This is a genomic window from Actinomadura sp. NAK00032 (assembly GCF_013364275.1).
Classification (GTDB): Bacteria; Actinomycetota; Actinomycetes; order Streptosporangiales; family Streptosporangiaceae; genus Spirillospora.
Genome location: NZ_CP054932.1, coordinates 620320 through 644819, shown reverse-complemented (window position 1 = coordinate 644819; position 24500 = coordinate 620320). Strand labels below are relative to the sequence as shown.

The following is a 24500-nucleotide window of genomic DNA, read 5'->3' as shown; positions in this document are numbered from 1 at the left end:
TGCGGGCCCCGGAGGCAGGACGGCACTTCCGTAGGTCCCGGGCGGGTTCACCCCGGGTGCCGGGGTGCGTACTGTTGTCGGATGTGATCACGCGAACTTCGCGGGTCTTCCGGGCGGCCGGTCCGCGCCGTGCGCGCGGCCGCGGGGGGACGACCCGATTCCCGGATGCGGAGAGCCGGTGGCATGGGCGCTAGCACGATCAGGGTCGTCGTGGTGGACGACGAGCCGATGGTCTGCGCGCACCTGCGCACGATCCTCGGCGCCGCCGACGACATCGAGGTGGTGGACGAGGCCTACGACGGCGCCGCCGCGGTCGAGACCGTCGTCCGGCACCGTCCGGACGTGGTCCTGATGGACCTGCGGATGCCGGGCGTGGACGGGCTGACCGCCATCCGCCGGCTGGCCGAGTTCCGGGAGCCGCCCGTCACGGTCGCGCTGACCACCTTCGACGCCGACGAGTACGTGATCAAGGCGCTGCGGGCCGGCGCCGCGGGCTTCCTGCTGAAGTCGACGCCGCCCGGCGACCTGGTGAACCTGGTGCGGGTCGCCGCCGACGGGCACACCGTCCTGTCGCCGGTGGCCGCGCAGCGGCTGCTGGCGGGCGCCGCCGGCCGCGAGTCCGACCGGGCCCGGCGGACGGCCCTGTTCGAGCAGCTCACCGAGCGCGAACTCCAGGTGCTCGCCTGCCTGGGCGAGGGCATGTCGAACGCCCAGATCGCGCGGCGGCTGCACCTCACCGAGTCCACGGTGAAGGGCTACGTCTCCCGCATGCTGGTCAAGCTGGGCTGCGACAACCGCACCCAGGCCGGGCTGCTGGCCTACGAGGCCGGGCTGGGCACGTCCTGACCGGCGCCGATACGGCGACTGACACAGGTCTCACGCACGCACGACTTTCGTAGGCTGCCGACGCGCTCACCCGTTCCGTACCGTGGTCGTGTGCGAAGCCTCCCGCGACTTCGGTCCGGACACGCCCGCGACGTGACGCTCGATGTCCTGGTGGTGCTGACGGCGGTCGGCGCGTCCCTGAGCGCGGCCCTGGACGGCCAGTCGGTCCTGCGCCCGTTCGGCGGCGCGACCGCCGGCGTGCTGGTGCTGGCCGCCCTGCCCCTGGCCGTCCGGCGGCGGGCGCCCGTCACCGTCGCCTGGATCAGCGTCGCCCTGGCGGGCGTGCTCCTGGCCGTCGAGTACGCCGCGCCGGGCACCCTGCTGCACACCGGCGGCCGCATCGACGCCGGGCGGATCCCCTGGTGGACGCCGACCGCGCCGTTCGCCGCCTATGCGGTGATGGCCTTCCCCACGTCCGGCCGACCGGTGTGGACGCGCTGGCCACCGGTGGTCGCGCTGGTCGTGCTCGTGTCGCTCACCCCGGAGGTGCTGCCGCGCGAGTCGCTGCACGAGATCGCGGGCCAGGACACCGGCACCGGCGGCGTGATGATCTCGCGCAGCCTGTTCGCGCTCGTCGCCGGCACCCTGCTCGGCATGTACGCCCGGCAGCGGCGGCATGTCGTGCAGGGGCTGAAGGAGCGGGCCGAGCGCGCCGAGCACGAGCGGTTCCTGCTCGCCGAGCAGGCCCGCGCCGAGGAGCGGGCCCGGCTGGCCGCCGAGATGCACGACGTGGTCGCGCACCGGGTGACGCTCATGGTGCTCCAGGCGGGGGTGCTGCGCGTGCACGCCCCGGACGAGGCCACCCGCGAGTCCGCCGAGGAGCTGCGCGCCACCGGCTGCCAGGCCCTGGAGGAGCTGCGCGACGTCATCGGGCTGCTGCGCCGCGCCATGGACGGCGACGACGCCGATGACGACGACCACGCGCCGCTGCCGGACCTGTCCGCGCTGATCGGCGAGTCGAACTCGGTGGGGGTCGCGACGGAGCTGGTCGAGGTCGGCGACGCGCCGCTCGCCTCCCCGGTCGTCGGCCGCACCGCCTACCGGATCGTCCAGGAGGCGCTGACCAACGTGCGCAAGCACGCGCCGGGCGCGCAGGCGCGGGTCGAGGTCCGGTACCGGCCCGACGGCGTGCGGCTGTTGGTCCGCAACGGCCCGCCCACGGCCCCGCCCGACGCCGACCTGGTGAACAGCGGCTCCGGCTCCGGGCTGGAGGGCCTGCGGCAGCGCGTCGAGCTGATCGGCGGCGCCTTCGCGTCGGGCGGGGAGCCGGGCGGCGGGTTCGCGGTCGAGGTGTCGCTGCCCGCCTACATCCCCACCACCGACCCGTCGCCCCTGCCCCGCTGAAGCCTGGCTCCCGGCAGGTCTCGCCCGCTTTGGGACGGGCGGTCAGGACCGGTGGGCCCAGGGGACGCCTTCGAGCAGGCGCTCCAGCCGCAGTTCGCCGTCCCGTGTCTGCCCGCCGTGGTCCATCACCACGCGGAGCCGGTCGACGACGTCGTCCGGGGCGGGGTAGACCTTCGCGTGCGCCGCCGCCTCCTCCGCGAGGTTCGGGACGGGGCCGCTCGCCTCGGCCGCGTCCAGCGCCTCCTTCGCCGCTGCGGCGACCCCGGCGGGCAGGGCCGCGACGCGCCGGGCGAGGGCGTCGACGAAGGCGTCCAGGTGCTCGTCCGGCACCGCGCGGTTGATCCAGCCGTAGCGCTCGGCGAGGTCGGTGCCGAACGGCTCCGCGCCGAGCACGATCTCCAGGGCGCGGGCGCGCCCGACCAGCCGGTTGAGGTACTGGGTGCCGCCCCCGCCGGGGAAGATGCCCATCAGCGACTCCGGCTGGGACAGCCAGGTCCGGCCGGCGGCGGCGAACCGCATGTCGGCGGCCATCGCCAGCTCGGCGCCGCCGGCGCGCGCGTGGCCGCGCAGCTTCGCGATCGTCACCTGCGGCAGCGCGCGGAGCCGCTCGTTGAGCTGCTGCAGGGGGTTGAGGGACGGGTCGCCGTCGGGGTCGGCCAGCGCCATCAGGGTGCTCGGGTCGAAGGACCACTCGAAGTCGGCGTGGGCGGAGAAGAACTCCGCGTTGGCCGACTGGAACACGATCACCGCGAGGTCCTCGTCGGCGGCCGCCCGCTCGGCGAACGCCTTGAGGTCGCCGGCCAGCACGGCGTCGAGGGTGTTGACCGGCGGGTTGTCGATCGTCACCCAGGCGATCCGGTCCTCGGTGCGGACGACCAGGGACGTGTAGCCGTTGTAGCTCATCACGGTTCTCCGTTCGGCCGGACGGCGCGCCGCCGCCCCGCATTGTTTAACGGGCGTTACAGATGCACCGTAGCACTTTCTTTAGCGTGCGTTACACTTTGGGTATGGCGGGCAGACGCAGGACGTTCGACCGGGACGCGGTGCTCCGGATGGCGATGCGCGCGTTCTGGGAGCGCGGGTACGACGGGGTGAGCGTCGCGCAGGTGTGCGCGGAGGCGGGGATCGCCGCGCCGAGCCTGTACGCGGCCTTCGGCGACAAGAACGCCCTGTTCGAGGAGGCGTGCGCGCTCTACACCGCGCACCTCGACGAGGACCTGGAGCGCGACCTGGCGGCGCCGACCGCGCGGGAGGCGGTCGAGCGGCTGCTGCGGTCGTCGGCCGAGCACTTCACGGCCCCCGGGCAGCCGCCCGGCTGCCTCGTCATGGGCGAGCCGCGGCTCGCCGAGCGGCGCGAGAAGACCCGCGCGGCAATCCGGGCGCGGCTGCGCCGCGCCGCCGGCGAGGGGGAGTTCGCCTCGGCCGGCGAGGCCGACGCGGTCGCGGCGTTCGTCGACACCGTGCTGACCGGCATGGCGGCTCAGGCCCGCGACGGCGCCGACCGCGCCCGGCTCCTGGACGCCGCCCGGTACGCCGCCCTGGCCTGGCCCGCGGCCGCTGCCTAAGCCGCGCCGGTCATTCGCGGCGTCCGTAGACCGCCACCGAGGGCGGGCAGAAGAGCAGGAAGATCACGGCGCACCAGATCAGCGTGGTGGTGACGGCGCCGTCGGCCGGGGTTCCGTTGAGCAGGGCGCGACAGGCGTCCATGGCGGCGGTCACCGGGTTGACGTCCACCCAGGCCCGCAGCCATCCGGGGAGGGTGTCGGTGCGGGCGGCGAGGCTGGTGCCGAGCTGGAGCGGCAGGAAGGTCAAGAAGCTGAAGGCCATGACCGCCTCCGTGCTCTTCACCAGGACGCCGATGAGCACGGTCACCCAGCTGACGCAGAACCCGAACAGGACGGCGAGACCGACGGCGGCGAGCGCGGACGGCGCACCGCCCTCGATGCGGAAGCCCAGCACCGTCCCGAGGACGAACAACAGGACGACCGCGACCAGGCAGCGGACGATGTCGGCCAGCACAGAGCCGAGCAGGGGCGCCAGGCGGCTGATGGGCAGGCTCCGGAAACGGTCGGTGACGCCGTTCTTGAGGTCGGCGTTGATGCTCGCGCCGGTCGAGATGAGCCCGGTCAGCCCGGCGCCCATGACGATGATGCCCGGGAACAGGTACTGCAAGTAGGCGCCGGTCGATCCGGCCACCTCGCCGCCGAAGAGGTAGAGGAACAGGACCAGGAACAGCGCGGGCGTGACCACGCCGTTGACGATGGTGGCCGGGTTGCGGGACGTCTTGGCCAGGCTGCGGCGCGCGAGGACGAGGCTGTGCCGGAGCCAGCGCGGCGACCAGGCCGCGCGCGGGCCTGCGGTGGGGGCGGTGGTGGTCATCATCAGGGCCTTTGCTGGGTGCGGACGGCTTCGGCGGGGTCGGCGGGGTCGGCGGGGTCGGCGTCCTGCGGGGCGGTCAGGGCGAGGAAGGCCTCGTCCAGGCTGGGCAGGCGCAGTGAGAGCTCGCTGACGTCGACGGCCTCCCCGCGCAACCGGGCGACGATCTCGAAGAAGTCGTCGTCCCCGGCCACCGGGACGGAGAGTTCGTGCCGGTTGGCGCGCAGCGCGGGCCGGTCGGTGACGGCGGCGAGGACGGCGGCGGCGCGCTCCGCGTCGCCGGGATCGGCGACCCGCAGGCTGACGGTGTGGCCGCCGACCCGCTGCTTGAGCTGCTCCGGCGTCCCGGCGGCGATGACCCGCCCGTGGTCGATGACGGCGACCGCGTCGGCGAGGGCGTCCGCCTCCTCCAGGTACTGGGTGGTCAGCAGGATCGTGACCCCGTCCGCGCTGAGGCCGTGGATCATCTGCCACAGCTCGCCGCGCTTGCCGGGGTCGAGGCCGACCGAGGGCTCGTCCAGGAACACCACCTCGGGGCGGCCCACCAGGCTCGCCGCGAGATCGAGGCGGCGGCGCATGCCGCCGGAGTAGGCGGCGACGCGCTGGTCGGACGCCTCGACCAGGCCGAACCGGTCCAGCAGTTCGTCGGCCCGGCGGACGGCGTCGCGGCGCGTCAGGTCGAGGAGCCGGCCGATCATGACGAGGTTCGCCCGGCCGCCGAGCTCCTCGTCGACGCTCGTGTGCTGGCCGGACAGCGCGATGCGCCGGCGCACCTCTCCCGGCTGCCGCGCCACGTCGTGCCCGGCGACGCGGGCGCTGCCGCCGTCCGGCCTGAGCAGGGTGGCGAGGACGCGGATCAGCGTCGTCTTCCCTGCTCCGTTGGGCCCGAGCAGGCCGAGTATCCGCCCTCGGGGGAGGGCGAGGTCGACGCCGTCGAGTGCGGTGGTGCGACCGAAGCGCTTGGTGAGACCGGACGCTTCGAGGCCGTGGTCGGTCACGGCGGTCCCTTCATTTGAGATATGGCGAACATTCAGATGTTCTTATCATCTGGATGCCGAGAGTATGCTGATCGCCGTGAGGAACGCAAAGGAGGCCCGATGGTCCGGCTGACCAGGGCGCAGCAGCAGGCCCGGACGCGCGCCGCCGTGCTGGCGGCGGCGGTGGAGGAGTTCACCGAGCACGGCTTCGCCGCCGCCAAGGTCGACCGCATCGCCGCCCGCGCCGAACTGACGCGCGGCGCCGTGTACTCGAACTTTCCGAGCAAGCGGTCGCTGTATCTGGCGGTGCTGCTCGACTCCGTCCAGCACGAGACGGCGTCCAGCGTCCCGGGCGAGCGCCTCGACCTTCCGGACGGCGCGGAGGCGTTCGCCCGCGCGTGGCTCGAACGGCTGCCCCTGGCGGGCGACACGCCCGACGCGGGCAAGGTGCGGTCGCGGTCGCTGACCGGGGTTTTCGAGGACGAGCCCGGCCGCGCCGCCATGGCCGGCCTCGCCAGGCTGGACGGCCTGCTGCTCGCGCTCGCCCTGGAGTCGTGCCGCACACCGCGCGCGGGCCGGCGGGTGCGCCTGGCGGAGCTGATCCTGACGCTGCTGCACGGAGCGGGTCACCTCGCCGAGACGGCGCCCGGCTTCGGCGACCCGTTCGACGTGGCCCGCGCCTGCCGCCGGCTCGCCGACCACGCGGCGGACGACGCCTGGGACCCGCCGCACCTCCCGTACATCGCCGCACCGCGCCTGTGCCGCGACGCCTGGACGCCGCCCGCCGACCTCACGGACGCGCTCACCGGCCAGACCATGGGCTTCGACGACGGTGTCATCGTGGTCCTCGGCACGGACCGCCTCGGCGCGGCCGAGGAAGCGGTGCGCGCGGCCCGGCCGGGAGAAGCCGTCACCATCGCCCTCGTGACGGACGACCCGGCCGAGATCGGGGCGCTCGTCCGGCTGCGGATCACCGACCTCGCCGGGTGCCTGCGGGGGGCGTTCGGGCCGGACGCCGGTCTGCCGCTGCCCATCGTCCTCGACGACCGGGCCGAGCTCGCGGCCGCCGTCGGCGCCGGAACAGCCGCCGACACCGAGACCGCCGTACGCGTCCAGGACGGGACGATCATCGCGCGCGCCGCCGGGAGGGGCGCCGCGCACGCCGCAGCGACCGCACCCTCCCTGGCCGAACGACACACCGGAACGGAAGAGGCATGACAAGCTCCGACGAATCGGCCGTGCTGCACGTCCTGCGCTGCATCGGATACGCCGAGTTGCCCCGGGTCGCCGACGCCGCCGGCCTCCCCGACCTCGACGCGGAGTCGTACCTGATCGACCTCGCCACGGCGGGGCTGGTGACGCGGACGTCCGGGGCATGGGGGCTCACCGAGTCCGGCCGCGCCGAGGACGCCCGGCGCATCACCCGCGAACTCGGCACCGCCGGCGCCCGAGACGCGCTGACCGCCGCGTACGAGAAGTTCATGGTGCTCAATCCGGAACTGCTGGACCTGTGCTCGGCCTGGCAACTGCGCACCGTGGACGGCATGGCGACGCCGAACGACCACTCCGACCCGTCCTACGACGCCCGCGTCCTGGAAAGGTTCGCCGACCTGGACCGGCGCGCCGAGGCCGTCATCGCCGATCTGGCCGCCGCACTCCCCCGGTTCGGACGGTACCGGGGCCGGCTCACTGCGGCGCTCGACCGCGTCCGGGCCGGCGCGCTGGAGCATCTGACGGACAGCATGACCTCGTACCACACCGTGTGGTTCCAGCTCCACGAGGACCTGCTCGCCACCCTGGGCATCCCCCGCGCGTGGACCGCCGCCCGATGACCTGGATCTACCCGCTCACCCCCGGGACCGGGGAGTCCGCGGACATCCTCGGCGGCAAGGGCCACGGCCTCATCACGCTGCGACGCCTCGGCCTGCCCGTCCCGCCGGGGTTCGTCATCGGCACCCCGGCCTGCCGCGCCTTCCTCCGCGACGGACGCTTCCCGGACGGCCTGGAGACCGAACTCGCCGCCGCCGTCCGCACCCTGGAGAACACCACCGGCCGGCGCTTCGGCTCTGGCGGCGGGCGACGCTTCGGCTCTGGCGGCGGGCGACCCCTGGCAGTGTCGGTCCGCTCGGGCGCCGCCGTATCGATGCCCGGCATGATGGACACGGTGCTCAACCTCGGGCTCACCACCGAGGCGACCGCCACCGTCCCCGATGACGCGATGGGCCGGTTGCACGCGGCCGTGCGCACGGTGTTCACCTCCTGGCACAGCCCACGCGCCACCACGTACCGCGAGCTGAACGGCATCCCGCACGACCTGGGCACGGCGGTCGTCGTCCAGGCGATGGTGTTCGGCGACCGCGACGAGCACAGCGGGACCGGCGTCGCCTTCAGCCGCGACCCGAACACCGGCGACAAGGCCCCCTTCGGTGACGTCCTGTTCGGACGGCAGGGCGACGACGTCGTCTCCGGCCGCTCCACCCCCGACCCACTATCCGAACTGGCCGCCCGCGAGCCCGCGGTATGGGAACAACTCGTCGCCGCCCTCCACCAGCTCGAACGGCATTACCGCGACGCCTGCCACGTCGAGTTCACCTTCGAGACGGGCGCCCTGTGGTTCCTGCAAGTGCGCCCCGGCGGCCTGACCGGCCGCGCCGCCCTCCGCACCGCCGTGGACCTCGCGGACGAGCACCTCATCGACCGTCGCACCGCCGTCCGCCGAGTCTCCGCACGGCACCTGCAAGCCGCCCGTACACCGCGCATCGACACCGGCGACGAGACCGACCTCCTCACCCGCGGCCGGGGCGCGTGCCCCGGCGTCGTGTCCGGCCGCATCGCCGTCACCGCCGATCAAGCCGCCCACATGGCCGCCGACGGACCGGTGATCCTCGTCCGCCCGGACACCTCACCGCTCGACATGCACGGCCTGGCCGCAGCCGCCGGGGTGGCCACAAGCCGCGGCGGCCCCACCAGCCACGCCGCCGTCGTCGCCCGCGCCATGGGCAAGCCCGCCGTGGTGGACGCGGCGGCCCTCACCGTCGACACCGCAGCAGACCACGTACGCATCGGCGAACGCCTCCTCCCCGCAGGCACGCTCATCACCATCGACGGCACCGGCGGAGAGATCGCCCTCGGCAAACCGAGCATCACCACCGAAACCGCCGACACTCACCTAGACCGCCTGCTCACCTGGGCAGACGAACTCTCCGGTGACCACTCCCAACGCCCCGCCGAGGCCCGCCTAAGCGCAGCCCACGCCCGGCTATGAATCGACCGTCCGCGCTCTAGGTGAGACGCAGGGTGTAGGGGAGTCGTCCGCCTGCCCAGACCATGCGGCTGTGCGGAATGCGTGTGAGGGTGTGGATCTGGTTGGCGCCCTGCATTGGGACGTCGGCGACAGTCCACGTTGTGCCGTCGAAGTGGCGCAGCGTTCGGTACATGCCGTCTCCGACCCATGCGCCGCCGTGGCCGTCCGTCGTGAGGGAGCCCAGGAAGCCGATCGCCGACCGGGTACCCACATCGCTGGACGGTCTGGGGAGGCGGTGCGCGGTGAAGCCGGTTCCGTCCCAGCGGACCAGGCGCGCGGTCATGTCGAGTGGATGCGTCAGCACGGTGAGGAACCAGGCTTCACTGGCCGAGACGTGCTCGATCTGGAGCACCCAGTGCGCGTAGCCCGACGGGTCGGGGATCGTCCGTTCCGTCCAGGTCTGCCCGTCGAAGTGGCGGAGACTGCCGTAGCCGCCGACCCACACGTCGGACGACGTCCGCACGGAGATCGCGGTGAACGCCTCTGCGAGCGGTCCGTGGAGCAGGCGCGTCCAGCCGGTCCGGTCCCGCCGGTAGACGGCGGCGCGGGGGCCGAGGTGGTCGTCGACCTCGCCGCCGATCATCCAGGGGCGGCCGGAGCGGTCGAGGTCCAGCGCGACCCACTCCCCGACGGGAGCCTCGGCGGCCGCCCAAGCGCCGCCCTTCCAGCGCAGGACCAGCGGGTCGTCCGTCCAGGCCGAGGACTGGGCGATCGCCCAGGCGCGGGCGGGCGTGCGCGCGGCGACGTCCACCAGGTCGGGCACGACCCCGGCGGGGACGGGCACGCGCCGCCATGCCCCGTCCTCCCAGTGCAGCGCGACGGGGGCGCGCCCGGCGGCCCCGCTCTCGACGCCGACCGCGAAGGCGCTCCGCCGCGTCGGGGCGGCGATCGCGTTGATCATCGTGTCCGGCTGCGCGCCGGGGACCGGCTGCGTCGTCCAGCCACCGGTCCGGGCGCCGGCGCGCGCGGCCCCCGGCAGTGCCGGGACGGCCGCGGCGCCGAGCAGCGCGGCGGCGCCGAACGTGAACGCGCGGCGGGACGGGTGCGGGGGCGGAACGGAACGGCGCACGGTGCCTCCCTGGCCGGACGGAACATCTACGCCAGTATTTGGTGGCAGTGTCGCCGGGATCCACCCCCGTGGCCTGTTACGGCCAGCCCCGCCCGCTAAGGGGTGTTGCGTACGAAGTCCGTCACGAGGCGGTTGAACTCGTCGGCGTGCTCGATCATCGCCCAGTGCCCGCAGCGGTTGATCAGGACGAGGCGGCTGTCCGGGATGTTCGCCAGCAGGTACAGGGAGTTCTCGAACGGCACCACGCGATCGTCCCGGCCGTGGATCAGGAGCGTGGGGACCTTGATGCCGGGCAGCAGTTCGGGCTTGACCCAGACGGGCAGCGGCGCGCCCTTCGGCAAGCCGTCGACGTAGTTGCGCAGGTGCTCGGGACGGGCGAGCGCCGCGTCCGAGCGGGCCTGGCACAGTTCCGGCGTCGCGAACGCGGCCTTGTCGAAGCACATGATCTCGACGAGGCGGCGCATGTTCTCCGGGCTCGGCTCCCGATAGGTCTCGATGAGGACCTTCAGCCCCTCCGACGGGCCGCCGCCGGGCGCGAACAGCGCGGGTACCCGGCCCACCGGCGGGCCCATGGTGACCAGGTGGGTGATCCGGTCCGGGTGCTCGGTGGCGAGCCGGAGCGAGGTCTGCCCGCCCATCGAGTTGCCGACGAACGCGGCCTTCGCGATGCCGAGGGCGTCCAGGAACTGGACGGCCGCCTCGACGTGGTCGAGCCGGTCGACGGTCGCCGCGTCCGAGTCGCCCCAGCCGGGCATGTCCACCGCGTACACGTGGAAGTGCTCGGCCAGCGCCTCGATGTTGGCGGCGAAGTTGCTCCAGCCCGTGGCGCCGGGGCCGCTGCCGTGCAGCAGGACGACCGGGTGCCCGGCGCCCGCCTCGTAGTAGCGCAGCTTCCAGTCCCTGGTCTGGACCGTGCGGGCCGCGTCGGCCTGGGTGAGCGGCATCAGTGCGCGTCCTTTCCGGAGAGCAGGCCGGCGACGACCTCCGGCGGGCGGTGGCCCCAGCTGTGCAGCCGGTCCAGCGTCTCGACCTGCCAGGTCTCGTCGTCGACGAGCAGGCCGCCCCAGCCGTACTCCAGGCTGAAGCCGGACGGCGTCTGGACGTAGAAGCTGAACATGTGGTCGTTCGGGTGCATGCCCAGCGTCATCTCGAACGGCTGCCCGGCGTCCATGCAGCGGTCGTAGGCGGTGCCGACGTCGCGGATGTCGGTGACCTCGACCATGAAGTGGTGCGTCCGCTTCGGGTGCGGCATGTCCCCGAACGCCACGGAGTGGTGGCGCGGGTTGCAGCGCAGGAAGATCAGGTCGGCGACGGCGCCCGGCGCGAGCTCCTCGACGATGGTGTCGGAGATCCGGAAGCCGAGGAGGCCCTCGTAGAAGGCCAGGTAGGTCTCCCGCGCGACGCCCTTGGACAGCAGCACCTGGTGTCCCGCGCCGCCGCTACCGGTGACGAACCCGCCGAGCAGCACGTCCGAGCGGAACGGGGTCTCGGCGTCGGCGAACCCGGTGACGAGCTCAAGGCGGTTGCCCATCGGGTCGGCGGTGACCAGGATGCGCTCGACCTTGCGGGACGCGGCGAGCGCGGCGTCGCCCTCCTCGGCCGCGACGCCCGCCTCCGCCAGCCGGGCGGCGATCTCGTCCAGCGCCGCGTCGCTCTCGACCTCGTAGCCGCTGGCCGCCAGGTCGTCGGCGGGGCCCTGCTGGACGAGCCAGCGGTAGGCCTTCTCGTCGGTCCGGAACGCGATGGCGCCGGCGCTCTTGTCCGCCGGCTGCATGCCCAGCAGCTCGACGGCGAAATGCTCCCAGTCGGCGAGGCTGCTCGCCTCGTAGACGACGTACGCCAGTTCCTTGACTCCCGTCACAGGGATCAGCTCCTTATTGTCGGCGGTCAGGCGGTCAGGCGGTCAGGCGGTCAGGCGGACACGGCCGGGGCCGGCGGGCTCGGCAGGTCCGGGACGGCGAGGCCGGAGACGTCGGCGGCGGCGACGAACCTGTCCGGACGCAGCGCCACGGCACGCACGCCGTACCGGGCCAGCCACGGCAGCAGGACCTCGTCCAGGTCGACCAGCTCGTCCGGCCCCTGCGTGTAGGCCGTCCTGGGACGGATCGCCAGGTAGCGGGCGCCGAGCGCGTCCCATTCCGCCTTCTCCTCGGGCGCGAGCAGCGCAGCCGGGTCGGTGTCCGCGCCGAGCAGGACGAAGCCGTCGCCGAGCAGGTCGTCGAGGCGCGCCATCCGCCCGGTGGTGTCGCCCGCGATGGGCTGCGGGATCATGCGGCCGACGATGCTCGCGTCGCCGACCGGGCCGCGGATCCAGCCCGCGTCCAGGACCGGCGGCGCGATCAGCGGCGGCTCGAACGGGGTGACCGTGTTCACCGGGACCCGGTTCATCTCCTCGATCTCCGCCGGGGACGCCTCCTGCTTGATGACCCGGCCGAGCTGGACGGCGAGCCCGGTGTAGAAGGCGGCGTTCGGGCGGCGCTCGGCCTCGTAGGTGGCCAGCCAGCCCTCGCCCAGCTCGCCCTTGAGGACGCGGGCGAGCTTCCAGCCCAGGTTGTGGACGTCCCGCATGCCGGTCTGCATGCCGGCGCCGGCCCACGGCGGCATGAGGTGGGCGGCGTCGCCGGCGAGGAAGACCCGTCCCGCCCGCCAGGTCTCGGCCATCCGCGTGTGGTGGCGGTAGAAGGCCCACTGGTGGATGGACACGTCCTCGGTGCTGACGCCCATCGCTTTGAGCAGCGGCCAGACGTCGTCCTCGGACGCGAAGTCCGCCTCGGTCTCATGCGGTTTGAGCGGGATCTCCCAGCGGTGGTTGCCGGCGGACAGCGCGATGTCGACGACCGGGCGCTCCTTGTCCGACCAGAAGGTGAGGAAGTCGCGGTCGGGCCACCAGCGTTTGGCCCGGCAGTCGATGACGATCCACTGCGCGTCGAGGGTGTCGCCGAGCAGCCGGCACCCGATCATGTCCCGGGCCGCGCTGCTGCCGCCGTCGGCGGCGATCACGTAGCGGGCGCGCACGGTGCGCGCCTCGCCCGTCGCGGCGTCCGTGCCCGTCACCGTGACGCCGTCCGCGTCCTGCTCCAGCCCGGTCGCCTCGACGCCGTACCGGACGTCGATCAGATCGCCGTACTCCGCCGCGCAGGCGCGGAGCTCGTTCTCCATGAGCGGCTGGTAGATGTTGTAGAAGCGCGGCTCGGCGCCCAGCACCGACGGCGGGTGCTCGACCCGCATGATCTCCGTGCCGTCGTAGGTCACCCAGCGCAGCGCGCGCTGCGGCTCGACCACCCGGGTGATCCGCTCGTCGATGCCGAGGCTCTGGAAGATCCGCATCGTCCAGTCGTTGACGGTGACGGCGCGGGCGCGCGGGTAGATGTCGCGGTCCCGCTCGAACGCGATGACCGACGCTCCGTGTTTCGCCAGGGTGAGCGCAGCGGTCACACCGGTGGGGCCGTATCCGACAATCGCGACATCCACGTCGAAATGCTGGGTCATGCGGGCTCCGAGAGGGCGCAGTTTTGTACCGATCGTTCGGTACAAGCATGACCACTGTCACATGGGGACGCCGACGCGTCCAAACTTTTCCGCAGTGCAGAACCGGACATACCGGGCAGCCGCCGCGCGGCTCTATGCTTCAACCCGTGGCGGACGAGAAGAACAACAACCGTCGTGGCCGCAGGTCACGGGAGGAGATCCTGGACGCCGCCTCCCGGATCATGGCGGAGCGCGGCTACGCCGCCACCTCGCTCTCGGTGCTGAGCCGGGAGACCGGCCTCCCGAAGAGCGCGGTCTACCACCACTTCCAGTCGAAGGCCGGGCTGCTGTCCGCGGTCATGGCGCGCGGCGCCTACGACTTCTACTCGGCGATGCGCGACGCGCAGGCGGGCGGCCCTGAGGGAGACACCGCCCGCGAGCGGCTCACCTGGTACCTCCTGCGCACCGGCGAGGCCTTCGCGGCCCGTCCCGACTTCCTGCGCCTGCACCTGATCCTGATCATGAGCGCGGAGGCCGCCGAGGCCGAGGTGGACGCCATCATCGAGCAGGTGCGGCGCGACGGCCGCGCCCACATGAACATGATGATCGCCGCGTCCTTCGCCGCCGAGGGCCCGGAGATCGCCCAGGCCGTCGCGGACGAACTGGACTACTTCGGCATCGCCGGATTCGACGGCGCCTTCGTCGCCTCACAGGCCGACCCCGCCCGCGACCTCGCCGGCCAGATGGCCCTGCTCGCCGAGGCCATGGCCGCCCTGGGCGAGGCAAGAGCGGCCACCTTGCGGCTCAGGCCCGCATCCCCTGCTCAAGAGCAGACGCCGCACCCTTGAGCGTCGCCACCAGCCGCGGCAGCTCCTCCTTGCCGTAGCGGACGCTGGGCATGGAGACCGAAAGCCCCGCGACGGCCGCCCCGTCTGGACCGCGCACCGGCACACCGACCGCGACGAGCCCGCGTTCCGAACGCCCGTTGTTGAGCGCGAACCCATTACGCCGCACGCGCTCCAGCTCAGCCGGATCCGGCCGGTCGCCGTCCTGCTCGCCGGCGTAGAGGGCCGCCAGCTCGTCCGGCCGCAGCTCGGCGAGCAGCAAGAGGCCGCCGGTGGTGCGATGCGCGGGGAAGACCATGCCCTCGCGCGAACCGACCCGCAGCGCCTGCGACGACTCGACACTCGCGATGAACCGCGCCGTCCGTCCAGTCCGCACAGTCAGGTTGGCGGACTCGTCGAGCACGTCGACCAGCCTCCGCAGATGCGGCAACCCGGCGGCCCGCAGCCGCGACGCGGCCGACTGGGAGTGGGCCGCCAGCTCCAGCACGGGCCCGACCCGGTAGGACCGATCCGCGTCCTGCACGGCGAAGTCCCGGTAGACGAGCATCGCCAGCAACCGATGCGCGGTGGACACCGCGACCCCGAGCCGCCCCGCCACCTCGGTGACGGTCATGGGCCCTTCCAACTGAAGCATCGCCGCGATCCGCAACGCGTTGTCCACACTCGCCACGGCATACGGAGGCGGGGTCTTCAACGGCTTGTCCACGGGCCCCCTCCCGCATCCGGAATCCCGTCAAACTCCCAAGTCAACCGCCATGCTACGACCCCAAACCCCCTGCAATCCCCCACCCCAACCAGGCAGCCCGGAGGCTGACATGGCCCCAACATGCCAAGAGACGGCCGGAGCAAACGACGCCCACCAGAACCTCGCCAACGGCGCAGGGTGGAGTGGGATGCCCACCAGAACCTTGCCTAGGGAGAGAGGGAACTGACGACGTCCACCAAGACCTTGCCTAGGGGTGGGTGGACTGGGGGACGTCTACCAGGATCTTGCCGACGGCGCGGTTTTCCAGCGCTCGGTGGGCTTCGGCAGTGCGGGCGAGGGGGAAACGCAGCAGCGGCAGGCCGTGCTCCTCACCTACCGGCAGGGCGTTGTCGCGGACGGCGGCGGCGACGTCTTCGGCGGCTGCGGCGCGCACATCCTGGCCGGCCGTGTAGAGCACCAGGAATTGGAAGCGCGTGTTCAGCACCATGTTCTGCACCACGTCGACATTCACCGGCTGGCCACCGTCGTTGGCGTACGTCGAGATCGTGCCGCGCGTGCGCAGGACGGCCAAGTCCAGAGCGAGGTTCGCGCCGAGCGCCACCTCGGCGACGATGTCGACGCCATCCGGGGCGATCTCGCGGATCGCGGCGGCCGGATCGCCCTCGCGGTAGTTGACCACGTGGTGCGCACCGGCGGCGGTGGCGAGCCGGGCCTTCTCCGGGCCGCTGACCGTGCTGACCACGGTGGCGCCCGCCCAGCGGGCGAGCTGGATCACCGCGTGCCCGACCGCCCCGGCACCGCCCGCGGCGAGCACCACCCGGCCGTCCAGCGCACCGGGCCGCAGGCGGCGCGGGCCGTCCTCGGCCACGGTGAGCGCGCGGTGCGCCGTGAGCGCGGGGACGCCGAGCGCCGCGCCGGCGTCGAACGCGACCCCGCCGGGCAGGGGGACGGCCTGCTCGGCGGGCACGACAGTGAACTCGGCGGCGGTGCCGGTGGGCCGCCCAGCGGCGGCCATGAACAGCCAGACCCGCTGCCCGACCCGGCTCCCGTCGACTTCGGCGCCGACGGCGTCGATCACACCGGCTCCATCCAGATGGGGTGTGACCTCGGGGAACTTCATGGGGGCACCGGAGCGGGCCTGCCAGTCGGCCGGGTTGACCCCGGACACGGCGACCCGGACACGCACCTCGCCGGGTCCGGGCACGGGCACATCGCGGTCAACGAGGTGGAGGACGTCCGGGCCACCGTTGGCGCGATAGACGATCGCCTTCACGCCTCCTCCATGGCATCGGAGCCGCCGTTGGCGCGGCAGATGATCGCTCCCATGGTCATCCGGCCTGGCCGATCGGGACTTCGCTGGAGCGGGATTCGATGGCGTCGAGAGCGGCGCGGGTGGCCTGGTCGAAGGCGATCTGACCGACCGCCATGTTGGCCTCCAGATGGGCGGGGTCGGCGGTGCCGGGGATGAGCAGCACGTTGGGGGCGTGGTGCAGCAGCCAGGCGAGGCCGACCTGCGACGGCGTGACGCCCAGCGACACGGCCGCGGCGTGGACGGCCGGCTCCTCGGTGACCTTGGGAAGGCCGGGGAAGGCCCCGCCGAGCGGGAAGAACGGCACCCACGCGATGCCCTCGGACGTGCAGAGACTCAGCATGGCCTCGTCGTCACGGGAGACGACGCTGTAGGCGTTCTGCACGCAGACGATGCCCGCCGGCAGGGCGCGGCGCAGGTTGGCGAGGCTGACACTGCTCAGGCCGATCGCGCCGATCTTGCCTTCGTCGCGGAGAGCGGTCATGACCGCGAGCTGGTCGTCGAGGTCGACCACCTGGTCCCCGGTGGGACGCAGCCCGGGGCCGGTGTCGAGGCGCCGGAGGTTGACCACGGGGAGCCGCTCGACGCCGAGGCCGCGCAGGTTCTCCTCCACGCTCGCCCGCAGTTGCTCGGGCCGCTGCGCGAGCCGCAGCGGCAGGCGTCCGTCGGGGTCGGGAGCGGCGCCGACCTTGGTGACGACCAGCACGCCGTCCTCCGGGCGCAGGGCTTCGCGGATCACGGCGTTGGCGAAGCCGAAGCCGTAGAAGTCGGCGGTGTCCACGTGGTCCACGCCCAGCTCGACCGCGCGGCGCAGCAGCGCGACGGCGTCGCCGGGGCTGCTGCGCAGGCGGTCGAGCTGGGCCGCGCCGTAACCGACGCGGGACACGGTGCGTCCCGCGAACGACGCGGTCGCAGTGCTGAGCGCACGTCCATCCGGTGTCTCCATGCCCTGCACCGTACGAACATCAAATGACAGATGTCAATATCTGTCACTCGAACTATCAGTGACAGACTGACAGACTTTGACATCCGTCAGCGCGTTGCCGTACGTTCGCGCCCGTAGAGGCACGGGGAGATCTGATGCGCGGAGGCCCGCTCAACGCGGAGACGATCGTGTCGGCCACCGAAGAGGTGCTGCGCCGCCACGGTCCGGAGAAGACGACCGTGCTCGACGTCGCGCGGCTCCTAGGGGTGAGCCACGGCAGCGTGTACCGGCACTTCCCGTCCAAGGCAGCACTGCGCGAGGCCGTGATACGGCGCTGGCTCGATCGGGTGCGCGACCAGCTCACCGCGACGGTCCGAGCCTCGGGCCTGGCCCCGCCCGACCGGCTGCACCTCTTGCTCACCACCATGTTCGCCATGAAGTGGACGAAGGCACGGGAAGACCCGGAACTCTTCGCCACCTTCCGGGTGCTGGCGGCGGATCACAGCGCCGTCTCCTCCGCCCACGTCGACTTCCTCCTCGCCGAGGTCCGCGCCATCGTCGCCGACGGCATGACCACCGGCACCTTCACACCCGGCGACCCGGAAGCACTCGCGCGAGCCGTCCTCGACGCGACCACCCGCTTCCACGACCCGACCCACGCCGCAGAGTGGAACTCCCCCGAAACCGAAGCGCAGTCCGAGGCCGTCATCTCCCTGATCCTCACCGGCCTTCAATCCCACTAGCCCGCCGCAAGACTCAACTGCCCGGCACCAGAACCCCTGCCGGTCGCAGGTGACCGCGATCAACCGGCCCGCGTAACGGTCGGCCCCGCGCCCCGCCGGCGGCCGCCCCGAGGCCGCCCCCGGAGGCCGCCCCCGGAGGCCGTCCCGGAGACCGAATCGGCGGCCGACCCGCCGAACCGATCCGGCGGCCGATGCGCTCAGGACCAGGCGAACGACGATGACGCGCGCATCAGCCGGTCCCGGGCATGCGGGCTTGATGACCGTTTCTCAGGGCTGTTCTGGTGGTTGGGGGGTTGGTGTTTCTGGTTCGGACGCGGTTCGGGGGTTACATGGTGAAGGCTTCGATCAGGGTCCAGATGGCCAGGGCCGCCATGCACAGGCCGCCGATGCGCTGGACGGTCTTCAGCGGGACTCTGTTGGCGATGAAGCGGCCCGCCAGGAGGGCCAGGGCCGAGACCGACATCAGGGCGGCCGCCGAGCCGATCGCCGTGGGCAGCCATCCGTTGGTGGCGGCCAGGTTGGCGGTGGTGATCTGGGTCAGATCGCCCCATTCGCTGATGAACACGGCCGTGAAGGCGGCGACGTAGGACGGCCAGAACCGCGTGATGGCCTGGCCCGCCTTGTCGTCATCGTCGTCGTCGCCTCCGCCGCGCATCAGCATGATGGCGCCGAAGGCGAACAGGGCGGCCGACACGAGCTTGACGGCCATGCCCGGCAGCAGGCTGAGCAGGCTGCCGGCGCCCACGGCGATCGCGACGTGCACGATGAACGCCGTGGACGTGCCGAACCACACGTAGAGCGGACGCATGCGCGTGCCCATGGCCAGCGAGGCGAACATCGTCTTGTCGGGCAGCTCGGCGAGGAAGATCAAGCCGAAGGCGGTGAGGATCGCGAGCGGGTCCAGGGTCATGGGCGGTGCCTTCTGCCGGGGCCGGGCCGCGGACTTCGGCCGGCACCCTGGGCGGGCGACGGGAGGACCACTCGGCCCGGCACGATCGGACGGCCCGCACGGTCGTACGGGCCACGTCATGCCGTGGCCGAAGGTCTCGTCCACCCCGGTGCGGGGCCCGGTGGCCGGGACGTCCAAGGACGTCCAGCGTGTCGACCAGCGGTGTTACAGGACTACTCCCCTTCGCCGGGCCCAGTGTAGCCAAAACGTCCGGCAGGGCAATCGACCCGGTTCGGACGGCGGCGTCCCCGCCGCCCCGGGGACGCCGGTCCGCGGAGAGCGCGTCAGGCGACGCGGACGCCGCCGGCGAAGGACCGTCCGGCGATCGGGCTGATCTTGACGACGTCGCCGGTCTGCGGGGCGTGGACCATCTTGCCGCCGCCGATGTAGAGCCCCATGTGGTGCAGGTCGCTGTGGAAGAACACCAGGTCGCCGGGCCTGAGCTGGGACTCGGACACGTGCGTGCCCGCGTTGTACTGGGCGCCGGTGTAGTGCGGGAGGTTGATCCCGACCTGGGCGTAGGCGTACAGGGTCAGGCCGGAGCAGTCGAAGCCCTTGATGTTGGCGCCCTGCGCGGTGCCGTAGGACGGGCCGGACGCGGTGCCGCCGCCCCAGGAGTAGGGCACGCCGAGCTGGTTCAGCGCGGCCCGGACGGCGGTCATCGCCTTGGCCGAGGCGCCGGCGGGGTCCACGTCGGGGATGGGACCGCCGTTGCCGCGGATGGGGGTGCCGACACCGAGCTTGGCTTCGACCTTCTTGAGCCTGGTCTGGAGCTCCCGGCGCTTCTTCTTGGCCTCGTCGGTGAGTTCGCGCACCTGCTTCGCGCGCGCTTCGGCCGATTTGCGGGAGCGTTCGGCGGCCTGCATCGTCTGCAGCAGGTGGGCGACGCGGTCGCCGTCCTGGCGGGCGAAGTAGTTGAGCGTCGCCGATCGGTCCAGGACGCTCTGCGGGTCCTTAGCGGAGGCGAAGGCGACGGCAGGGTCGGCCGGGCCGTTCTTGTAGCTGTCCGCTGCGAGCTTGACGATCCTGGTGCGGGCGTCGTCCAGTGCCTTCTTCTGGCGGACGGCGTTGCCCTCGGCCACCTTGGCGGCGCGCTGGGCCTGCTTCAGCCGCTCCCGCAGCCCGTTGTACTGCTCGCTGAGCTTCTCGGCGTCGTCCGCGAGCTTCTTCTGCTGCGCGGTGAGTTCCCGGCGGGACGGCTCGGGCGCGGCGGACGCGGGCGCCGGTGCGAGGAGCGCCGCGGCCACGGCGGCCGATACCGCCCATGCCGTGACGGTTCGGGGGGTGCGGGTGCGGCGTTTCGGCGTGCCGATGACGGCAGCGCGTCGCTGCATGCGGTCGTCCTCCTCTGTGCCGCCTACCGGGTCAGCTGACGGGTTCGGGCCAGAGTCGCCCTACCGCCCCGCAGAGGGAGCGGATTCACCCCGGTGGAGATCGGGTCCCCGGTTCCGCGGCCGGTGGGCCGCAGGATTCGGCGTCGCCATCGCCGCCCCCGGCGGGGGCTCGTCACCATGGCTCCTACGCAGCGTAGGAGATAGCCGCTTCATTCGCCACTCAAGGCGCGGATTACGGCAAACACCCCAGCCGCATCAGCAGAGCACCGCCAGCCGGCCGACCGCAAGGGCGGCGCCAGTGAGCGGGCCCGCGACCGCCGCGCCCACGAACAGCGGCGCCACCACCCGGAACAGTCCACGCGGCTGCGCCGGTTCGCCGGATTCCAACCGCCGCAGGCGCGCCGCCAGTCCGTCCGCCCCCGAGCCCCCTACCGCGCCCAAGCCGCCGCCCCCGCCGAGTCCCACCCCCGAGGTGCCGAGCGGCCCGGGGGCGGGGAGGGGGCCGGTGGCCGATAGGGAGCCGGGGGTTGCGAGTGCGTTCGGGGTGAGTCTGCATAGGGCCTGGACGAGCGTTTGTGGTCCGTGGGTGCGCGCCGCTGTGTCGTCCGCTGCCATTTCCAGGAGCAGCGGTAGTCGTGCTCTGGCGCGGCGGACGGTCGGCAGCCACGGGAGCAGGGCATGTGCCACGTCCAAGACGAGCAGCAGTGCGTGGTGGCGCTGGCGGAGGTGGGCTCGCTCGTGGGCGAGGACGGCTCCGAGTTCGGCGGCGCTCAACACGTCCTGGGCTCTCGTACTGAGCACGATCGCGCGGCGGCGCGCGGACAGCGAGTAGGCCACGGGCGCCGGGTGGTCGAGTACGAGGACGTCCGCGTGGCCGGCGTGCTGCCGGGCGACCAGGTGCAGCATCTCCCAGTGCCGGCGGCGGTGCCGCAGGGCGCGGACCAGGCGCGACGCCCCGCGCGCCAGCCTCGCTCCGCAGGCGGTCAGCAGCACCAGGCTGGCACCGGCCGCCATGATCATCGCCTCGCTCCCGTGGTGGGGCAGGCAGTCGCGCAGCATCGTCAGCAGTCCGTGGGCGGGCCCCGGCGGCGAGATCAGCGCGACCGCGACGACTCCGGAACTGGCGATGACGGTGCCCGCGAGCGCGGCCGTCCAGCAGGCCACCGCCGTCCGGGGGCCGAGGGCGCCGCCCCGGATCCGGTCGAGGACCGGCCCGGCCAGGCACCCCAGCAGGGCCGCCGAGGCGATGAGCGCGCCGACCAGGAAGATCACGGGGTCATGCCTCGTCACCGTCGGACGTCCGGCGCCGCAGGGCGTCCAGCAGGTGGCGGGCGTCCTCGGCGGGGACGCTCTCGGCGAAGCGGGCGAGGATCGCGCCGTGGTCGGGGGCGTCGGTCAGCGCGTCCAGCATCAGCTCGACGGCGTACTCCTCCCGCGCGCGGGTCGGGCCGTAGCGGAAGGCCGTCCCGTCCTGGGTGCGCCGCAGGAGCCCCTTCTGTGCCAGGCGTTCGGCAACGGTCTGCACGGTGTTGTAGGCGAGCCCCTTGTCGGAGTCTTCGTTCAGCTTCGCCAGTAGTTCCCGTACCCGCAGTGGTTCGGGCGCCCTCCACAGGACGTCCATGATGGAGCGTTCGAGCGACCCGCCCAGTCCGGCCACGCGCTCACCTCCGTCCTGCCCACATTGTGCCGGAGCGACCGTGCGCCGGGTCAGTGGTGGTACTGGTGCACGACGGCGTGGCCCTTGCCGCGGCCGATCATCCACCGGTTGACCGGCGTGGTGACAATGAACGCGAGCAAGAAGGCCATGGCGAGCGCGCCCCAGAACAGGGGGTCCGCCAGGCCGGCCTCCATCGCGCCTGGGATCGCCACCATGGCCGCGTTGTCCAGCACCTCCATGACCGCGATCGAGACGGTGTCGGCGGCCAGTGCCACGCCGAACGCCGCGCGCAGCGTCAACCCCGCCTTGAGGACGCCGCGCATGGTCAGCGCGTAGCCGAAGACGAACGCGAGGAAGACCGCCAGGACGATCGTGGCCGCGTTCGACCACCCCAGCGCCGTCCCGATCACCATGCCGAGCACCTCGCCGATGGCGCAGCCGGTCAGGCAGTGCAGCGTCGCCTGAGCCGCCATCCCCCACGACACCGCCCCCGCCGCGCCGCCATGCCCGTCCCCGTGACCGCCTACATGTCCGCCGTGGCCGCCCGCATGGCCGCCTGAGGGACGGCCCTGCTCGTCTGCAGCGTGGTGGGTGTGGCCGGGTGGGTGCTGGTCGCTGTGGTGGGCGGGTCCTTCTCGGTCTTGGGCGGTCATTTCGGGGGTCTCCTTCGAGGGGTTCGGGAATTGGCGCGGGGCGCCGGGGGTTGCGTCGGGAACTATACCCCCCTAGGGTAAGCGCTCGCCGAATAGATACCCCCTAGGGGTAGGAGGAGGAGAGTCATGTCCGGACGTTCCGCACCGCCCGCCGCGCGCCGCTGGTGGGCGCTGGCACTGATCGCGACCGCTCAGTTCATGGTGATCATGGACACTTCGATCATCGGCGTGGCGCTGCCCCGCATCCAGGCTGACCTCGGCTTCTCGCAGGAGAACCTGTCCTGGGTGTTCAACGCCTACGTCGTCGGGTTCGGCGGCCTGCTGCTCCTCGGCGGCCGGCTGTCGGACCTGTTCGGCGCCCGCCGGCTGTTCTCCGCCGGATGGGTCGTCCTGCTCGCGGGGTCCGCCATGGCGGGCGCCGCCGGAAACGTCGGTGTGGAGCTGGCCGGACGGGCCGTCCAGGGCGTCGGCGCCGCGTTCATCGCGCCCGCCGCGCTGACCCTGCTGATGATGCTGTTCGGCTCCGAGCCGCGCGAGCTGACCAGGGCGCTGTCCCTGTACGGTGCGGCGGCACCGGCCGGCGGTACCGCGGGCGTGTTCCTCGGCGGCGTCATCACCGAGTACCTGTCCTGGCCCTGGGTCTTCTACATCAACATCCCCATCGCCCTCATCGCGCTGGCCGCCGCGCCCGCGCTGATGCCCGGCGGCGGGGGCGGCGCCCGCGGCAAGGTGGACGTGCTCGGCGCGCTGACCGTCACCGCGGGGCTGGGCGGCCTGGTCTTCGCCGTCGTCCGCGCGCCCGAGGTCGGCTGGGACGCACTGGAGACCTGGGCCGTCATGGCCGGCGGGCTGGTGCTGCTGGGGGTGTTCCTGGCGCTGCAGGCCTACCGCCGGGCGCCGCTGATGCCGCTGTCGATCTTCCGTGCGCCGAACCTGGCCGCCGCCAACCTCGCGCAGCTGCTGCTCGGCGGCGCGTGGATCCCGATGTGGTTCTTCCTGAACCTGTACCTGCAGCAGGTGCTCGGCTACAGCGCCTTCCCGTCGGGCGCGGCGCTGGTGCCGATGACCGCGCTGATCATGCTCGGGATGATCGTCCTGGCGCCGCGCGTCATGGGCCGGCTCGGCGCCAAGGCCGCCGTCGTCGCCGGGCTGCTGGTGCTGGCCGCCGGGTTGGGCTGGCTGTCGCTGATCCGCCCGGACGGCAACTACTGGGTGGACGTGCTCCCGGCCTCGCTGGTCGCCGCGCTCGGGATGTCGCTGGCGTTCATCCCCTCGCTCGGCACCGCGCTGTCAGCGGCCCGTCCGGAGGAGGGCGGCCTCGCGTCCGGCATCGTCAACACCGGCTACCAGGTCGGCTCGGCGCTCGGCCTGGCGGCCATGACCGCCATCGCCGCCGCTTCTGGAGCGGACCAGCTCGGCGACCTGCCCGCGCTCACCGACGGGTTCTCCGCCGCCTTCACCGGCGCCGCGCTCATCGCGCTCGCCGGCGCGGGACTCGCCGCCGTCACCCTGCGGACTCCCCGCCCCGGATGCGGTGAACGTGCCGTCGTTCTGGCGGTGGACGATCAGCTGTAGAAGTAGCGAGACGAGCGCGTCACGGTCGTCCCCCGCTCGCCCCAGTAGGTCTTGATGTCGGCGCGGTAGTAGGTGTCCTCGTAGGCGGTGGCGAGGCTGCGGCAGGTGCTGCCCGAGTTGCCGTAGTAGTTGTTGTAGTCCTTCCAGGACGGGCTCGGGCCCGACCGGCTGATCGGGACGAGCGTCACCTGCACCCAGCGGGCGCCGTCGGTGTTGTACGCCTGGGCGCAGAACTGGTCGCCACCGTCGTTGTAGGAGACGGTGCCGTCGCCGACCGAGACCGGCCCGAAGGAGTTGGCCAGCGCCGGCTGCGCGACCGCGATGCTCGCCGCCGCGATGCCGAGGCCCACCACGGCCGTCTTCATCAGTGCCTTCATCGTG

General features: G+C 72.7%; 25 protein-coding genes and 1 riboswitch. Of the genes, 9 read left to right on the top strand and 16 right to left on the bottom strand.

Annotation, left to right across the window (positions count from 1 at the left end; all coding sequences use genetic code 11):
- Nucleotides 1-183: 183 nt before the first annotated feature.
- Together HUT06_RS03190 and HUT06_RS03185 are read left to right on the top strand one after the other, a co-directional pair.
- On the top strand, nt 184-846 hold the full coding sequence (locus HUT06_RS03190; RefSeq protein ID WP_176194329.1) for a response regulator transcription factor: 663 nt from the start codon (nt 184-186) through the stop codon (nt 844-846).
- A 132-nt stretch (nt 847-978) separates the two neighbouring features.
- Nucleotides 979-2229: a sensor histidine kinase gene (locus HUT06_RS03185; protein ID WP_217711171.1), complete on the top strand. Its 1251-nt coding sequence runs from the start codon at nt 979-981 to the stop codon at nt 2227-2229.
- Between the two features lie 42 nt (nt 2230-2271).
- On the opposite strand, the gene HUT06_RS03180 is transcribed toward HUT06_RS03185, so the two are convergent.
- Entirely contained in the window at nt 2272-3132 is an 861-nt protein-coding gene (locus tag HUT06_RS03180; RefSeq protein WP_176194328.1) for an enoyl-CoA hydratase/isomerase family protein, read from the bottom strand.
- A 104-nt stretch (nt 3133-3236) separates the two neighbouring features.
- On the opposite strand from HUT06_RS03180, the gene HUT06_RS03175 reads away from it, so the two are divergent.
- Nucleotides 3237-3794 carry a TetR/AcrR family transcriptional regulator gene (locus HUT06_RS03175; RefSeq protein ID WP_254714948.1) on the top strand — a complete coding sequence of 186 codons (558 nt, stop codon included), beginning with the start codon at nt 3237-3239 and terminating at the stop codon, nt 3792-3794.
- A 10-nt stretch (nt 3795-3804) separates the two neighbouring features.
- Here the strand turns inward: HUT06_RS03175 and HUT06_RS03170 are convergent, their stop codons facing one another.
- Together HUT06_RS03170 and HUT06_RS03165 are read right to left on the bottom strand one after the other, a co-directional pair.
- Nucleotides 3805-4611 (bottom strand): ABC transporter permease, encoded by an 807-nt coding sequence (locus HUT06_RS03170; RefSeq protein ID WP_254714947.1) that lies wholly within the window; start codon nt 4609-4611, stop codon nt 3805-3807.
- On the bottom strand, nt 4611-5603 hold the full coding sequence (locus HUT06_RS03165; RefSeq protein ID WP_176194326.1) for an ATP-binding cassette domain-containing protein: 993 nt from the start codon (nt 5601-5603) through the stop codon (nt 4611-4613). The genes HUT06_RS03170 and HUT06_RS03165 overlap by 1 nt, the downstream gene beginning before the upstream one ends.
- A gap of 99 nt (nt 5604-5702) precedes the next feature.
- On the opposite strand from HUT06_RS03165, the gene HUT06_RS03160 reads away from it, so the two are divergent.
- The 3 genes from HUT06_RS03160 to HUT06_RS03150 are packed head-to-tail and all read left to right on the top strand — an operon-like array spanning nt 5703 to nt 8847.
- Nucleotides 5703-6800: a TetR/AcrR family transcriptional regulator gene (locus HUT06_RS03160; RefSeq protein WP_176194325.1), complete on the top strand. Its 1098-nt coding sequence runs from the start codon at nt 5703-5705 to the stop codon at nt 6798-6800.
- A complete protein-coding gene (locus tag HUT06_RS03155) occupies nt 6797-7414 on the top strand; it encodes a transcriptional regulator (RefSeq protein ID WP_176194324.1) in 618 nt (205 codons plus the stop codon). The genes HUT06_RS03160 and HUT06_RS03155 overlap by 4 nt, the downstream gene beginning before the upstream one ends.
- A complete protein-coding gene (locus HUT06_RS03150; protein WP_176194323.1) occupies nt 7411-8847 on the top strand; it encodes a PEP/pyruvate-binding domain-containing protein in 1437 nt (478 codons plus the stop codon). The genes HUT06_RS03155 and HUT06_RS03150 overlap by 4 nt, the downstream gene beginning before the upstream one ends.
- A gap of 16 nt (nt 8848-8863) precedes the next feature.
- On the opposite strand, the gene HUT06_RS03145 is transcribed toward HUT06_RS03150, so the two are convergent.
- The 4 genes from HUT06_RS03145 to HUT06_RS03130 all read right to left on the bottom strand — a co-directional run bounded on the left by HUT06_RS03145 (nt 8864) and on the right by HUT06_RS03130 (nt 13444).
- Entirely contained in the window at nt 8864-9955 is a 1092-nt protein-coding gene (locus HUT06_RS03145; RefSeq protein ID WP_176194322.1) for a hypothetical protein, read from the bottom strand.
- 95 nt (nt 9956-10050) lie between these two features.
- Nucleotides 10051-10899, bottom strand: coding sequence for an alpha/beta fold hydrolase (locus tag HUT06_RS03140; RefSeq protein WP_176194321.1), 849 nt, complete (start codon nt 10897-10899; stop codon nt 10051-10053).
- A complete protein-coding gene (locus HUT06_RS03135) occupies nt 10899-11816 on the bottom strand; it encodes a VOC family protein (RefSeq protein ID WP_176194320.1) in 918 nt (305 codons plus the stop codon). Before HUT06_RS03135 ends, HUT06_RS03140 begins: the two co-directional genes overlap by 1 nt.
- A 50-nt stretch (nt 11817-11866) precedes the next feature.
- Nucleotides 11867-13444: a bifunctional 3-(3-hydroxy-phenyl)propionate/3-hydroxycinnamic acid hydroxylase gene (locus HUT06_RS03130; protein WP_176194319.1), complete on the bottom strand. Its 1578-nt coding sequence runs from the start codon at nt 13442-13444 to the stop codon at nt 11867-11869.
- A 146-nt stretch (nt 13445-13590) separates the two neighbouring features.
- Here HUT06_RS03130 and HUT06_RS03125 point away from each other — a divergent pair, with 146 nt between their 5' ends.
- Nucleotides 13591-14271, top strand: coding sequence for a TetR/AcrR family transcriptional regulator (locus tag HUT06_RS03125; protein WP_217711169.1), 681 nt, complete (start codon nt 13591-13593; stop codon nt 14269-14271).
- On the opposite strand, the gene HUT06_RS03120 is transcribed toward HUT06_RS03125, so the two are convergent.
- From HUT06_RS03120 to HUT06_RS03110, 3 genes are all read right to left on the bottom strand, one after another.
- Complete coding sequence (locus tag HUT06_RS03120) at nt 14228-14929, bottom strand: IclR family transcriptional regulator (RefSeq protein ID WP_302931878.1); 702 nt, start codon at nt 14927-14929, stop codon at nt 14228-14230. The two genes, HUT06_RS03125 and HUT06_RS03120, sit on opposite strands and share 44 nt — an antisense overlap.
- Nucleotides 14930-15221: 292 nt before the next feature.
- Entirely contained in the window at nt 15222-16247 is a 1026-nt protein-coding gene (locus tag HUT06_RS03115) for an NADPH:quinone reductase (RefSeq protein WP_176194316.1), read from the bottom strand.
- Nucleotides 16248-16302: 55 nt separating this feature from the next.
- Complete coding sequence (locus HUT06_RS03110; RefSeq protein ID WP_176194315.1) at nt 16303-17229, bottom strand: aldo/keto reductase; 927 nt, start codon at nt 17227-17229, stop codon at nt 16303-16305.
- Between the two features lie 134 nt (nt 17230-17363).
- Between HUT06_RS03110 and HUT06_RS03105 the strand changes: the two genes are divergently transcribed.
- Nucleotides 17364-17951, top strand: a complete 588-nt coding sequence (locus HUT06_RS03105; protein ID WP_176194314.1) for a TetR family transcriptional regulator — start codon at nt 17364-17366, stop codon at nt 17949-17951.
- A 325-nt stretch (nt 17952-18276) separates the two neighbouring features.
- On the opposite strand, the gene HUT06_RS03100 is transcribed toward HUT06_RS03105, so the two are convergent.
- The 5 genes from HUT06_RS03100 to HUT06_RS03080 all read right to left on the bottom strand — a co-directional run bounded on the left by HUT06_RS03100 (nt 18277) and on the right by HUT06_RS03080 (nt 22544).
- Nucleotides 18277-18861, bottom strand: coding sequence for a TMEM165/GDT1 family protein (locus HUT06_RS03100; protein WP_176194313.1), 585 nt, complete (start codon nt 18859-18861; stop codon nt 18277-18279).
- Nucleotides 18862-19184: 323 nt separating this feature from the next.
- A complete protein-coding gene (locus tag HUT06_RS03095; RefSeq protein ID WP_176194312.1) occupies nt 19185-20234 on the bottom strand; it encodes an NlpC/P60 family protein in 1050 nt (349 codons plus the stop codon).
- 5 nt (nt 20235-20239) lie between these two features.
- A riboswitch (cyclic di-AMP (ydaO/yuaA leader) is annotated at nt 20240-20387 on the bottom strand.
- Nucleotides 20388-20489: 102 nt separating this feature from the next.
- Nucleotides 20490-21524, bottom strand: a complete 1035-nt coding sequence (locus tag HUT06_RS03090; protein ID WP_176194311.1) for a M56 family metallopeptidase — start codon at nt 21522-21524, stop codon at nt 20490-20492.
- Nucleotides 21511-21891, bottom strand: coding sequence for a BlaI/MecI/CopY family transcriptional regulator (locus HUT06_RS03085; protein WP_217711168.1), 381 nt, complete (start codon nt 21889-21891; stop codon nt 21511-21513). The genes HUT06_RS03090 and HUT06_RS03085 overlap by 14 nt, the downstream gene beginning before the upstream one ends.
- A gap of 50 nt (nt 21892-21941) precedes the next feature.
- Entirely contained in the window at nt 21942-22544 is a 603-nt protein-coding gene (locus tag HUT06_RS03080; RefSeq protein WP_176194310.1) for a DUF4396 domain-containing protein, read from the bottom strand.
- A 126-nt stretch (nt 22545-22670) separates the two neighbouring features.
- On the opposite strand from HUT06_RS03080, the gene HUT06_RS03075 reads away from it, so the two are divergent.
- A complete protein-coding gene (locus HUT06_RS03075) occupies nt 22671-24119 on the top strand; it encodes an MFS transporter (protein ID WP_176194309.1) in 1449 nt (482 codons plus the stop codon).
- Here the strand turns inward: HUT06_RS03075 and HUT06_RS03070 are convergent.
- On the bottom strand, nt 24110-24496 hold the full coding sequence (locus HUT06_RS03070; RefSeq protein WP_176194308.1) for a hypothetical protein: 387 nt from the start codon (nt 24494-24496) through the stop codon (nt 24110-24112). The genes HUT06_RS03075 and HUT06_RS03070 overlap by 10 nt on opposite strands.
- Nucleotides 24497-24500 lie beyond the last annotated feature (4 nt).

Bases quoted from the DNA above. Each gene is read 5' to 3' on its own strand.
- HUT06_RS03190 (WP_176194329.1), top strand. From the start codon at position 184: ATGGGCGCTAGCACGATCAGGGTCGTCGTGGTGGACGACGAGCCGATG.
- HUT06_RS03180 (WP_176194328.1), bottom strand. From the start codon at position 3,132: ATGAGCTACAACGGCTACACGTCCCTGGTCGTCCGCACCGAGGACCGG.
- HUT06_RS03175 (WP_254714948.1), top strand. From the start codon at position 3,237: ATGGCGGGCAGACGCAGGACGTTCGACCGGGACGCGGTGCTCCGGATG.
- HUT06_RS03170 (WP_254714947.1), bottom strand. From the start codon at position 4,611: ATGATGACCACCACCGCCCCCACCGCAGGCCCGCGCGCGGCCTGGTCG.
- HUT06_RS03160 (WP_176194325.1), top strand. From the start codon at position 5,703: ATGGTCCGGCTGACCAGGGCGCAGCAGCAGGCCCGGACGCGCGCCGCC.
- HUT06_RS03155 (WP_176194324.1), top strand. From the start codon at position 6,797: ATGACAAGCTCCGACGAATCGGCCGTGCTGCACGTCCTGCGCTGCATC.
- HUT06_RS03150 (WP_176194323.1), top strand. From the start codon at position 7,411: ATGACCTGGATCTACCCGCTCACCCCCGGGACCGGGGAGTCCGCGGAC.
- HUT06_RS03140 (WP_176194321.1), bottom strand. From the start codon at position 10,899: ATGCCGCTCACCCAGGCCGACGCGGCCCGCACGGTCCAGACCAGGGAC.
- HUT06_RS03130 (WP_176194319.1), bottom strand. From the start codon at position 13,444: ATGACCCAGCATTTCGACGTGGATGTCGCGATTGTCGGATACGGCCCC.
- HUT06_RS03110 (WP_176194315.1), bottom strand. From the start codon at position 17,229: ATGGAGACACCGGATGGACGTGCGCTCAGCACTGCGACCGCGTCGTTC.
- HUT06_RS03105 (WP_176194314.1), top strand. From the start codon at position 17,364: ATGCGCGGAGGCCCGCTCAACGCGGAGACGATCGTGTCGGCCACCGAA.
- HUT06_RS03100 (WP_176194313.1), bottom strand. From the start codon at position 18,861: ATGACCCTGGACCCGCTCGCGATCCTCACCGCCTTCGGCTTGATCTTC.
- HUT06_RS03095 (WP_176194312.1), bottom strand. From the start codon at position 20,234: ATGCAGCGACGCGCTGCCGTCATCGGCACGCCGAAACGCCGCACCCGC.
- HUT06_RS03080 (WP_176194310.1), bottom strand. From the start codon at position 22,544: ATGACCGCCCAAGACCGAGAAGGACCCGCCCACCACAGCGACCAGCAC.
- HUT06_RS03075 (WP_176194309.1), top strand. From the start codon at position 22,671: ATGTCCGGACGTTCCGCACCGCCCGCCGCGCGCCGCTGGTGGGCGCTG.
- HUT06_RS03070 (WP_176194308.1), bottom strand. From the start codon at position 24,496: ATGAAGGCACTGATGAAGACGGCCGTGGTGGGCCTCGGCATCGCGGCG.